The 11,868-nt window shown below is 69.0% G+C and carries 9 protein-coding genes and 4 pseudogenes; 2 read left to right on the top strand and 11 right to left on the bottom strand.

Annotated features, from left to right (window positions below; all coding sequences use genetic code 11):
* The 10 genes and pseudogenes from AB0N06_RS35605 to AB0N06_RS35560 form a co-directional block, all read right to left on the bottom strand.
* On the bottom strand, positions 1-438 hold a 438-nt coding region (locus AB0N06_RS35605; protein WP_366138831.1), incomplete at its 3' end, for an NAD(P)H-dependent oxidoreductase.
* A gap of 107 nt (positions 439-545) precedes the next feature.
* Positions 546-896, bottom strand: a pseudogene (locus AB0N06_RS35600) (DDE-type integrase/transposase/recombinase); the annotation flags it as partial.
* Positions 897-1,071: 175 nt separating this feature from the next.
* Positions 1,072-1,713, bottom strand: a complete 642-nt coding sequence (locus tag AB0N06_RS35595) for a histidine phosphatase family protein (protein WP_366138830.1) — start codon at positions 1,711-1,713, stop codon at positions 1,072-1,074.
* A 254-nt stretch (positions 1,714-1,967) separates the two neighbouring features.
* Positions 1,968-3,620, bottom strand: a complete 1,653-nt coding sequence (gene pgi / locus AB0N06_RS35590) for a glucose-6-phosphate isomerase (protein WP_366138829.1) — start codon at positions 3,618-3,620, stop codon at positions 1,968-1,970.
* On the bottom strand, positions 3,613-4,548 hold the full coding sequence (opcA, locus tag AB0N06_RS35585; protein ID WP_366138828.1) for a glucose-6-phosphate dehydrogenase assembly protein OpcA: 936 nt from the start codon (positions 4,546-4,548) through the stop codon (positions 3,613-3,615). Before opcA ends, pgi begins: the two co-directional genes overlap by 8 nt.
* Positions 4,545-5,654, bottom strand: a pseudogene (gene zwf, locus AB0N06_RS35580) (glucose-6-phosphate dehydrogenase); the annotation flags it as partial. The gene opcA and the pseudogene zwf, both read right to left, overlap by 4 nt.
* A 2-nt stretch (positions 5,655-5,656) precedes the next feature.
* A pseudogene (locus AB0N06_RS35575) lies at positions 5,657-6,064 on the bottom strand (transaldolase family protein); the annotation flags it as partial.
* 29 nt (positions 6,065-6,093) lie between these two features.
* A complete protein-coding gene (gene tkt / locus AB0N06_RS35570; RefSeq protein WP_366138827.1) occupies positions 6,094-8,181 on the bottom strand; it encodes a transketolase in 2,088 nt (695 codons plus the stop codon).
* Between the two features lie 62 nt (positions 8,182-8,243).
* Complete coding sequence (gndA, locus tag AB0N06_RS35565; protein ID WP_366138826.1) at positions 8,244-9,683, bottom strand: NADP-dependent phosphogluconate dehydrogenase; 1,440 nt, start codon at positions 9,681-9,683, stop codon at positions 8,244-8,246.
* A 220-nt stretch (positions 9,684-9,903) separates the two neighbouring features.
* Entirely contained in the window at positions 9,904-10,059 is a 156-nt protein-coding gene (locus AB0N06_RS35560) for a zinc-binding dehydrogenase (protein ID WP_366138832.1), read from the bottom strand.
* A 231-nt stretch (positions 10,060-10,290) separates the two neighbouring features.
* On the opposite strand from AB0N06_RS35560, the gene AB0N06_RS35555 reads away from it, so the two are divergent.
* Complete coding sequence (locus AB0N06_RS35555; RefSeq protein ID WP_366138825.1) at positions 10,291-10,425, top strand: hypothetical protein; 135 nt, start codon at positions 10,291-10,293, stop codon at positions 10,423-10,425.
* A gap of 197 nt (positions 10,426-10,622) precedes the next feature.
* Here the strand turns inward: AB0N06_RS35555 and AB0N06_RS35550 are convergent, their stop codons facing one another.
* Positions 10,623-11,195, bottom strand: coding sequence for a hypothetical protein (locus AB0N06_RS35550; RefSeq protein ID WP_366138824.1), 573 nt, complete (start codon positions 11,193-11,195; stop codon positions 10,623-10,625).
* 566 nt (positions 11,196-11,761) lie between these two features.
* Here AB0N06_RS35550 and AB0N06_RS35545 point away from each other — a divergent pair.
* Positions 11,762-11,868: pseudogene (locus AB0N06_RS35545) on the top strand (3-oxoacyl-ACP reductase); the annotation flags it as partial.

Genomic DNA, 11,868 nt, shown 5'->3' with positions numbered 1-11,868 from the left:
GATGCCGCCGAAGTGGTGGATCGAGTTGTAGAGGGCGAGGAGGGTGGATTCCTGGCCGGCGTGCGCGGTGGCGCTGGAGACGAAGCCGCTGTAGATCTTGTCGGCGAGCTTGCCCTGGGCCCACAGGCCGCCGAGGGTGTCGATGAACTGCTTGAGCTGTGCGGAGACGTTCCCGAAGCGGGTGGGGGTGCCGAAGATGACGGCGTCGGCCCACTCGATGTCCTCGGGGGTCGCGTGGGGCGTGCCGCCGGTGGCGGTGTGGTTTGCGGCCCAGGCCGGGTTGGACTCGATGGCGGCCTGCGGAGCGAGCTCGGCGGCCTTGACCAGGCGGACTTCCGCACCGGCCTTGATGCCGGCGTCGTGGAGCTCCTTGGCGATCTCGGTAATGGTGCCGGTGGAGGAGTAGTAGACGATTGCGAGCTTCACGGGAGTGGACACAGGAGGTCTCCGTTTCAGGTGGGTGTATGGATAATCGTCCGGTCGGCCTCTAATCGACCGGTCGCCTATCTGAAAGTAGACGACCGGTCGAGAACTGTCAAAGGTGTGCGCCTCCCGGTGTTGTAGCGGGTGATCCGCCGGAAGGCCGCGAGGCGGGCCTCGCGTACTCCTGGCCAGCGTTTTCGGCCCTGCAGGGTCTCTCGCTCCAGGGCCGCTTTGAAGCTTTCCGCGGCGTCGTCCGCGCTCGTCCCGACCGCTCCGCGAGGACGGATCACATCGAGTTTGTGGCATGCCTTCGCGAAGTCCCTCGAGGCGTACTGAGCGCCGTTGTCGCTGTGAAAAGCCGCCCCGGCCAGGTCACCCCCACGGGTGCGGGCGGCCGCCTCGAGCGCGTCGATGACCAGCTCGGTGCGCATGTGGTCAGCGCTTGCCCGGCCCGCCGGGCGCTTCGAGCAGAGGCGGTGTGCGGTGCCATGGCGGTGGGCGGTCCTCGGGCGATGCCGCGCTCGTGGATCAGGTGACGGTACTTGTCAGCGGCCGTTGTGCCCGAACTGCCTGATCAGAGATCCGCACAACCTGGAAGCCTGTATGGGGCGGGAGTCGTAGAGGTTGCCCATCCGGTGGATGCGAGGGTCAGCCGGACTCCACCCTTGCCGTGGTTGCCTGAGGGGTTTGGACGGCGGCGCGTGCGTTCCATGAGGTGACCACTGGGCGTCCGCGCTCGATGCCCAGCGAGCTGACGGTCGCGGTGTCGAGCAGGAAGAGCGCGCCGGCGGAGGCCGGTAGCCCGAGCCGGCGAGCGGTCAGGACTCTCAGGAAGTGGCCGTGCGCCACCAGGACGACGTCGCCGTCGGAGTCGTCCTCGAGGAGCCCACCGATGCGTGCCAGTAGGTGGTCGGCGCGAGCGCCCACCTGCTCCGGGCTCTCCCCGGAACGACCGTCGGGGCCCGGCGGCACTCCGTCCGACCACAGATTCCACCCGGGCCGGGTGCGATGTATCTCTGCGGTCGTGATGCCCTCATAACTGCCGTACTCCCACTCGCGGAGGTCGGGTTCGACTTCGTGATGCTGTAGCCCTGCGAGGTCCGCAGTGCGTACGGCTCGTTGAAGGGGGCTGGTGAGCACCAGCGCGATGCGTCGGTTGGAAAGCAGGGGTGCGATCGCCCGCGCCTGCCGCTCTCCGTTTGCCGTGAGCGGCAGGTCGGTGGAGCTGGTGTGTTGTCGTGACAGCGTCCATTCGGTCTCGCCGTGGCGCACCAGAACGAGTTCGCCCATGAGATCACTTCCTTCGTGAGCGGTGTAGGGATGTCCATGCCGACGGGCACCGGTGATCGTGCCCGGGCCATGCGGTATGTGGCCGCGGTGCGGCGGGGCGAGCCGGAAGCGGATGGTGCAGCCGGTCTGTGGCCGGCGACCAGTCCGGACCGCAGGTCTGCAGCATCCTCCCGACCGGTTCACCGAGGCGGGAGGATGCGCCGTTCCGAGCTCTGGCCGGCTTGACCACGGCAGGGATGCCGGGCGGACGTGCGTCAACGTCCTCGCGCGTCGCGGTAGGCGGCGACGAGCGCGGCAGTGGACGGGGAGAGGCCGGGCACATCGCCTCCGTCGCCCTCGGCCAGCACCGGTTCGATCTTCTTGGCGAGGACCTTGCCGAGCTCGACGCCCCACTGGTCGAAGGAGTTGATGTTCCAGACCGCGCCCTGGACGAAGACCTTGTGCTCGTAGAGCGCGATCAGCTGGCCGAGGACGGAGGGTGTGAGCTCCTTCGCCAGGATCGTGGTGGTGGGGTGGTTGCCCTTGAAGGTCTTGTGCGGGACGAGCTCCTCGGCCACGCCCTCGGCGCGCACCTCGTCCGGCGTCTTGCCGAAGGCCAGCGCCTGGGTCTGGGCGAAGAAGTTGGCCATCAGCAGGTCGTGCTGGGCGACCAGGCCGGGCAGCAGGTCGGCGACGGGCTCGGCGAAGCCGATGAAGTCGGCCGGGATGACCTTGGTGCCCTGGTGAATCAGCTGGTAGTACGCGTGCTGCCCGTTGGTGCCCGGTGTGCCCCAGACGACCGGTCCGGTGTGCCAGTCGACGGGCCGGCCCTCGCGGTCCACGGACTTGCCGTTGGACTCCATGTCGAGCTGCTGGAGGTACGCGGTGAACTTCGACAGGTAGTGCGAGTACGGCAGCACGGCATGCGACTGGGCGTCGAAGAAGGCGCTGTACCAGACGCCGAGGAGGCCGAGCAGCAGTGGAGCGTTCTTCTCGGCAGGGGTAGTGCGGAAGTGCTCGTCGACGAGGTGGAAGCCGTCGAGCATCTCGCGGAAGCGGTCCGGGCCGATGGCGATCACCAGGGAGAGTCCGATGGCGGAGGCGTAGGAGTAGCGGCCGCCGACCCAGTCCCAGAACTCAAACATGTTGGCCGTGTCGATGCCGAAGTCCTGGACCTTGCCGGCGTTGGTCGACAGGGCCACGAAGTGCTTGGCGACGGCCTCCTGACCGGCCCCCAGACCGGCGAGGAGCCACTCTCGGGCGGAGGTGGCGTTGCTGATCGTCTCGATGGTGGTGAAGGTCTTCGAGGCGATGATGAAGAGCGTCTCGGCCGGGTCGAGGTCGTGGATGGCCTCGTGCAGGTCGGCGCCGTCGACGTTGGAGACGAAACGGAACGTCAGATCCCGCCGGGTGCAGGAGCGCAGGACCTCGTACGCCATTGCGGGGCCGAGGTCGGAGCCGCCGATGCCGATGTTGACGATGTTCTTCACCGGCTTGCCGGTGTGTCCGGTCCACTCGCCGGCGCGCACCGTTTCGGCGAAGGCGGACATCTTGTCGAGCACGGCGTGCACACCGGGGACGACGTTCTCGCCGTCAGCGTCGATCACGGCCTCGCGCGGGGCGCGCAGCGCGGTGTGGAGGACGGCCCGGTCCTCGGTGGTGTTGATCTTCTCGCCGCGGAACATCGCGTCCCTCAGCTCGGCCACGCCGGTGGCCGCGGCGAGCTCGCGCAGCAGTCGGAGCGTCTCGTCGGTCACCAGGTGCTTGGAGTAGTCCAGATACAGGTCGCCGACCCGCAGGGTGTAGGCGGAGCCGCGCTCCGGGGCGGCGGCGAACAGCTCCCGCAGATGGGTGTCGCCCAGCTGCTCGCGGTGCTTGCCGAGGGCCGTCCACTCGGGCAGCTGGTTGAGCCTGGGGGAATCAGACATGAGCGGGGTTCTCCTCGGCGTCTGCGCCCCGAAGGGCGACGGCGTGCATCTCGTCGGCGCCGAGGTGCCGGAGCTCCTCGGCGATCAGTTCAGCAGTGGTGCGGACCTTCAGAGCGAAGGAGCGTGTCGGCTGCCCTGGGATGGACAGCGTGGCCAGCGGGCCCTCGGGGCGGCTGATGGCGATGTCGCCGCATCCGGTCCCCAGGCGCACTGCCGTAATGACCGGTCCTGCGCTGACGATCCGCTCGACCGGAACGTTCAGGCGGGCTTCGATCCAGCGGGCCAGCAGTTCCGCGCTCGGGTTGCCGGCCTCGCTCTCCACCGCCGCCGAGACCACCTCGATCCTGGCTTGGTCCAGGGCAGCTGCCAGAGTCGAGCGCCATGGTGTGAGGCGGGTCCAGGCGAGGTCGGTGTCCCCGGGCGCATAGGAGTGTGCGCGCGCTTCAAGGACCGGGCGGGACTGCTCGACGGCGTACAGGTCGGTGATCCGGCGCTGCGCCAGTGCTCCCAGCGGGTCCTCGGTGGGAGTGTCGGGGGCGTCGACCGGCCACCAGACGACGACCGGCGCGTCAGGCAGCAGCAGCGGCAGCACTGCGGAGTCGATGAAGTCGGTGATCTCGCCGTACGGCCGCAGCAGAACGGTCTCGCCGGTCCCCGCGTCGGCGCCGACCCTCACCTCTGCATCGAGACGGTTGCCCTGCCGGTCGCGCGGGGAGCGGGCGGCGTGCTCGATGACGACGAGGGTGCGCGAGGGGTGCTCGCGCGAGGCCTCCTCGGCAGCTTTGAGGGCGTCGTGAGCGTTCTCCTCGTCGGTGACGACAACCATCGTGAGGACCATGCCCACGGCGGGCGTCCCGATGGCCCGGCGCCCTTGCGCGAGCGCCTTGTTGATCTTGCTTGCCGTGGTGTCAGTCAGGTCGATCTTCATGGCCTGCGCCAGTTCCGTCCGTCTCGTGCGAGTATCTCGTCCGCTTCCTTCGGGCCCCAGCTGCCCGAGGTGTACTGGGCGGGCTTGCCGTGCGTCTTCCAGTGCTCCTCGACGGGGTCGAGGATGCGCCAGGACTCCTCCACCTCTTCCGTGCGGGGGAAGAGGTTGGCGTCACCCAGCAGCACATCGAGGATCAGGCGTTCGTATGCTTCGGGGCTGGACTCCATGAAGGACTCTCCGTAGGCGAAGTCCATGGTCACGTCCCGGATCTCCATCGAGGTGCCGGGCACCTTGGAGCCGAACCTCATGGTCACTCCCTCATCAGGCTGGACCCGGATCACCAGGGCGTTCTCGCCGAGCTCCGTCGTGGCCGAAGGGTCGAACGGCGAGTGGGGCGCCTGCTGGAAGACGATCGCGATCTCGGTGACGCGGCGGCCCAGGCGCTTGCCGGTACGCAGGTAGATGGGGACACCCGCCCAGCGGCGGTTGTCGATCTCCAACTTGATCGCCGCGTACGTCCCCGTGATCGAGGACGGAGCGATGCCGTCCTCCTCCAGATATCCGCGCACGCTCTCGCCGCCCTGCCAGCCCTGGGCGTACTGGGCACGCACCGTGGACTTCGCCAGGTCGGTGGGCAGCCGAACGGACTTGAGGACCTTGAGCTTCTCCGTCACGAGCGACTCGGTGTCGAACGCGGCGGGCTCCTCCATGGCAGTGAGGGCCATCAGCTGGAGCAGGTGGTTCTGGATGACGTCGCGGGCGGCGCCGATGCCGTCGTAGTAGCCGGCGCGGCCGCCGATGCCGATGTCCTCGGCCATCGTGATCTGCACGTGGTCGACGTAACCGCGGTTCCAGATCGGCTCGTACATCTGGTTGGCGAAGCGGAGCGCCAGGATGTTCTGGACGGTCTCCTTGCCCAGGTAGTGGTCGACCCGGAAGACCTGCTCGGGCGCGAAGACGTCGTGGACGATCCGGTTCAGCTCCTTGGCCGACGTGATGTCGTGACCGAAGGGCTTCTCGATGACCGCGCGGCGCCAGGAACCCTCGGGGGCGTCGGCGAGGCCGTGCTTCTTGAGCTGCTGGACGACCTGGGGGAAGAACTTCGGCGCCAGGCAAGCTGCTTGGCCTCGGCGATGGTGGCCACCGTGTTGTGGGCCAGGCGCGGGTCGACCTCGATCGACACGCGGCCGTCACTGCCGCCCGTCGCGTCGTACACCGGGCGCAGGATGTCGGCGGCGGCGCGGACATCGGCCGTGGTCATCATGCGGACGGCCTCGTCGACGGTCGCACTGCGCACGGCGAGGTCGGCGAGCTGGTTCTCGTACCCCTCGCCGGAGCCGATGGCGGCCAGGAAGATCGAGGGGTTCGTCGTGACGCCCACGACGTGCCTGCTCTCGACGATCTCGGCGAGGTTGCCGGACTCGATACGCTTGCGGGACAGGTCGTCCAGCCAGATGGAAACGCCTTCGCCGGAAAGAGACTTGAGGGGGTCAACGGCGTTGCTCACGGTGTTCAGCTTCTTTCGGGTCTACTGAGTCGTACTGATCAGGCGCGGGCGGCGGCCAGGGATTCCCGAGCCTGCGCGGCGACGTTGTCCGCGGTGAAGCCGAACTCGCGGAAGAGGACCTTGGCGTCGGCCGAGGCACCGAAGTGCTCCAGCGAGACGATCCGGCCGACGTCTCCGACGTACTTGTGCCAGGTGAGACCGATGCCGGCCTCGACGGCGACCCGCGCTTCCACCGACGGCGGCAGAACACTGTCCTTGTACGCCTGGTCCTGCTCCTCGAACCACTCGACGGACGGCATCGAGACCACGCGGGTCGGGATGCCGGCGGCCTGGAGCTGCTCGCGGGCCTCGACGGCCAGGTGCACCTCGGAGCCCGTGCCGATCAGCACGACCTGGGTGTCGCCGCCTTCGGCGTCGAGCAGGACGTAGCCGCCCTTGGCGGTGTCCTCGTTGGGCTCGTACGTCGGCACACCCTGACGGGTCAGCGCGAGGCCGTGCGGGGCGCCCTTTCCGAACACGCGGGTGTGCCGCTTGACGATCTCGCGCCAGGCGATGGCGGTCTCGTTGGCGTCCGCCGGGCGGACGATGTTCAGGCCGGGGATTGCGCGCAGTGAGGCCAGGTGCTCCACCGGCTGGTGCGTCGGACCGTCCTCGCCCAGACCGATCGAGTCGTGGGTCCAGACGTACGTCACCGGCAGGTGCATCAGGGCCGAGAGGCGGACCGCGTTGCGCATGTAGTCGGAGAAGACCAGGAAAGTGCCGCCGTAGATGCGGGTGTTGCCGTGCAGCGCGATGCCGTTCATCTGCGCGGCCATGGAGTGCTCGCGGATGCCGAAGTGGATCGTGCGGCCGTACTTGTCGGCCTCCGGGAGCGGGTTGCCCTCGGGGAGGAACGACGAGGTCTTGTCGATCGTCGTGTTGTTGGAACCGGCGAGGTCGGCCGAGCCACCCCACAGCTCCGGGATGACGGCGCCGAGCGACTGCAGGACCTTGCCGGACGCGGCACGGGTGGCGACACTCTTGCATACCTCGAACACCGGGATCTTCGCCTCCCAGCCCTCGGGCAGTTCGTTCGCCTGGATACGGTCGAACTCTGTCGCCCGCTCCGGGTTGGCCGTACGCCACTCGGCGAGGGACTTCTCCCACGCGGCGCGGGCCTCACGGCCACGTTCGCCGAGCGCGCGGGTGTGACCGATGACCTTGTCGGTGACCTCGAAGGTCTGCTCCGGGTCGAAGCCGAGGACGCGCTTGGTGGCCGCGATCTCCTCATCGCCCAGGGCCGAGCCGTGCGCGGCCTCGGTGTTCTGCGCGTTCGGGGCGGGCCAGGCGATGATCGAGCGCATCGCGATGAACGACGGACGCTCGGTCTCGGCCTCGGCGGCCTTGATCGCCGCGAACAGGGCGGCCGGGTCCAGGTCGCCGTTCGCCTGTGCCTCGACCCGCTGGACGTGCCAGCCGTACGCCTCGTACCGCTTCATCGTGTCCTCGGACACGGCGGCCTCGGTGTCGCCCTCGATCGAGATGTGGTTGTCGTCCCACAGCAGGATCAGGTTGCCCAGCCTCTGGTGACCGGCAAGCGAGGACGCCTCGGCGGAGATGCCCTCCTGGAGGCAGCCGTCACCGGCGATCACGTAGACGCGGTGGTCGAACGGGGAGGTGCCGGGGGCCGCCTTCGGGTCGAACAGACCGCGCTCGTAGCGGGCGGCCATCGCCATGCCCACGGCGTTGGCGACACCCTGGCCCAGCGGGCCGGTCGTCGTCTCCACACCCGCGGTGTGGCCGTACTCCGGGTGCCCCGGGGTCTTCGAACCCCACGTGCGGAACGCCTTCAGATCGTCCAGTTCGAGCCCGAAGCCCCCCAGGTACAGCTGGGTGTAGAGGGTCAGGGACGAGTGCCCGGCGGAGAGCACGAAACGGTCGCGCCCGGCCCACTCCGGGTCGGCCGGGTCGTGCCGCATCACCTTCTGGAAGAGGGTGTACGCGGCGGGCGCCAGGCTCATGGCCGTACCGGGATGGCCGTTGCCGACCTTCTGTACAGCGTCCGCGGCCAGGATGCGGGCGGTGTCCACGGCCCGTTGGTCCAACTCGGTCCACTCGAAGTCCGATACGGACAGTCGTGTGCTCACTTCTGGTCAGAGCTCCCTGCTCGGTTTCGTGTCGCGTGGCGGTTCGGTCCAGGTGAGACCGGTTACGCCTTGGTCTCGGGGCGGCCCGGCTCGGCCCAGTGGGTGTGGAAGTTGCCGGGGCGGTCGGTGCGCTGGTAGGTGTGGGCGCCGAAGTAGTCGCGCTGGCCCTGCAGGAGGGCGGCGGGCAGGCGGTCGGCGCGCAGGGTGTCGTAATAGGCGAGGGCGGCGGAGAACGCCGGGACAGGGATGCCGCGCCGGGCAGCGGAGGCGACGACTTCGCGCCACGGCACCTGGGCATCGCCGATCTCCTGGGCAAAGGAGTCCTCGGCGAGCAGGCTGACCAGTTCGGTGTTGTCGGCGTGGGCGGCGCGGATACGGTCGAGGAAGGCGGCGCGGATGATGCAGCCGGCACGCCAGATCGAGGCGACGGCACCGAGATCGATGTCCCAGTCGTGTGCGGCGGCGGCGTCGCTGATCATCCTCCAGCCCTGGTCGTAGGCGATGACCTTCGACGCGTACAGGGCCTGCTCCACCTGTGCGGTGAAGCGCTCGGCCTCGCTGCGGCTCAGTGGCGGCGTGGTGCCACCGGGCAGGTTCGCGTAGGCGGCGCGCAGGTCGGACTGGCCGGAGGCGGCGCGGGCGAAGGTGGCCTGGGCGATGGCGGTGACCGGCGAGCCGAGGTCGAGGGCGGTCTGCACGGTCCAGCGGCCGGTGCCCTTCTGCCCGGCGCCGTCGACGACGACGTCGATGAACGGCTTGCCGGTGGCAGCGTCCCTGTGAGCGAGGACTTCGGCGGTGATCTCGATCAGGTACGAGTTCAGCCGCCCCTGGTTCCAGGTACGGAAGATGTCCGCGATCTCTGCCGGGGTGTATCCCGCGACCTGCCGCAGCAGGTCGTACGCCTCGGCGATGAGCTGCATGTCGGCGTACTCGATGCCGTTGTGGACCATCTTGACGAAGTGCCCGGCGCCGTCGGTGCCGATGTGGGTGCTCATCGGCTCACCGTCGACCTTCGCACTGATGGTCTCGAACATCGGGCCGAGCACGGCGTACGACTCGGCCGACCCGCCGGGCATGATCGACGGACCGTTGAGTGCACCCTCCTCGCCGCCGGAGACGCCCGCGCCGACGAAGTGGATGCCGCTCTCACGCAGTTGAGCCTCGCGGCGACGGGTATCGGCGAAGTGTGCGTTGCCACCGTCGATGATCATGTCGCCGGGCTCCAGGAGCGGGGCGAACTCGGCGATGACGGCGTCGGTCGCCGCGCCCGCCTGCACCATGATCATGAGGCGGCGAGGGCGTTCGAGGGCAGCCACAAGCTTTTCGGGCGTCTCGGCCGGGACGAAGGTGCCCTCGTGGCCGAACTCCTCGATGAGTGCCCGGGTGCGGGCGGGGGTGCGGTTGTGGACGGCGACTGTGTAGCCGCGCCGGGCGAAGTTGCGGGCCAGGTTGCGGCCCATGACCGCGAGGCCGGTGACGCCGATGTGGGCGGAGGTCTGCATGGTGATGCCTGTCCTTTGAGTGGGGGGTACTGCGAAGGGGGCCGTTGGAATCACGGGGCACGCGATGGACCGGGCCTCCTCGGGCGCGGTGTCGTGCGAAAGCGTGGCGTGGCTTCGGCGGCGTCCGAATCGGTGGGCTCAGCCTGTGCCGCTTGTGGAGCGAAGCCGGTGCGGGCGGCCGGGCGTGGCTTGACCGCCGCCGGTCGCTGTCAAAGACGGGTCACCATCGAGTCGGGCAACCCTTGTGGCGTGTCGGCCTTGTCGTACCAGCGGGGACGGTGACGACGATCTTGCCCACCTGTCCGCCGTGCTCCAGGTGGCGGTGGGCGTCGGCGATGGCCTTCAGCGGGAAGGTGGTGTCGATGACCGGGGCCAGCTCGCCCTTCCTGCGTGCTCATGAGGACCTTCTTCCAGGGAGACGAGGATGACCGATTATTAGTCGAACGGTCGCCTATGCCAAAGTAGGCGACCGTTCGAAATATTCCAAAAGGTGTGCGTGCCGTCGCGTGGCAGGGTGTGCGCCCGTGGAGCACATGGGCGGCTGAACTGCCTTCTGTGCGTCGTCGCGAGGGGCCGGCGGGCCCCGCGGGGGAGAAGGGGGAGCGACATGGGGGAGTTCCTGGTCGAGCTCACCGCCGCCGTTCCCGAGGGCACCGGCCCGGCGGAGGTCGACCGTCGTCGCGCCGAGGGATCCGTAAGGGCTGGGGGGTTGGCCGTGGGCCACCGTTTCTCTACGGAGTGATGAAGGCAACAGTAGGGCCGCCGACGCCCTCCCACTTACCCTCAGAGGACGCGTGAGTTGTCATTTCGGGACGCCTCTGGTGACAGCAAGAGCATCGGCCGAGGCGCCACAGGTGAAGCAGGCCAAGCTGGGGCTGCGGCGCATGGCTGAGGGCGATGCTGCAGCGCCCGAGCTTGGCATGATCATGGAAAGAGCTTTCAGCCGGGCAGGCCCAGGTCGTCCAGGGACTCCCCGGCGGCCCACTTCTGCAGTTGGTGGCCGTCGAGGAGGTGGACGCCGCCTTGGCGGGAGGCCCACAGCGCATCGGTGCGGCTGTACGCGCCTTTGCTGACCACGACCCGGATCAGGTCATCGACCCCGGGGCGGCCCGCCTCACGCAGCGGAGCAGGACCGGTCGGCACGTCCTCGTCCGCTGCCTTGTCCGCCGGGTGGAACCGCACGTCGAGCCGGCGGCCGCCGCGGTCGCGTGCGTACAGGCGCGGCCGCCTCGCGACCGGCATGGCGATGACGTGCCAGCCGTCCCGGAGCAGCATCCGTTCGGCGGCCGCCGCCAGGCCGTGGTCATCGAGCCTCGCGAGTTCGGCCGGGGTGTAGAGCCCACCGCGTCGGCGGGCGGCCGCGCGGCGCCAGCGGACGAGGAGCACCGTGACGGCTGCGAGCGCGGCGAGGCCCAGCACCAGGCCGACGACGCCGAGTTCCGCGCACATCCAGGAGAGGAAGCCCACCGGCAGGCCGATGGTCAGGCCGAGGCCGACGAAGCCGGGCAGCACCTCCCAGAAGGTGGGCCCGTACCGGCCCTGTGCCCGTAGCTCCGAGATCGCTTGTTGCCGTTGGGGGCGCCGCGACCCAGGCGCGGGAGGACGCCTCCACCGCAGCTCCACCTGGGTCAACTCCCCATCACCACCCGCCTGTCCGTACGTGTCCGTAGAGATGTCCGCTCACGCGGTCGACCCGCCGGTCAGGGCGAAGTCCGGCCACAGAATCGGCCAGGCTGGATGAGCCGAACCGCTCGCGCGGAGTGTTTGGGGAACCCCAACTCTGACCGAAGGAACCGTACATGACGACCTCTCGGCACCAGCCCCTCCCGCACCCTGCGGTCGAGCCGATGCCCCCAGCAGGCCGGGACTGGAGCCCGGGGGAACGGCCGGCCGGACCGTGTACCGGCCGGACGGAGTGAACACCTACACCCTCGCGTTCCACGGCGGGAAGCGCAGATCGCGGACGAGGCGGACGCTGCCATCCCCTTTGACACCCGCCGACCGGTCGTCTAGCTTTGGTAGGCGACCGTTCGGCTAGTGATCGGTCGGCAATACCCTCCCATCGAAAAGGTCATTTCATGAGCAACCCGGGTCAGAAGGTCGCGGTCATCACCGGCGCATCGCAGGGCATCGGAGGCGCGCTCGTCAGCGCCTACCGCGAGCTGGGCTACGCCGTCGTCGCCAC

Source organism: Streptomyces sp. NPDC051020, from assembly GCF_040683105.1.
Taxonomy (GTDB): domain Bacteria; phylum Actinomycetota; class Actinomycetes; order Streptomycetales; family Streptomycetaceae; genus Streptomyces.
This window is presented reverse-complemented; position numbering and strand designations above follow the sequence as displayed.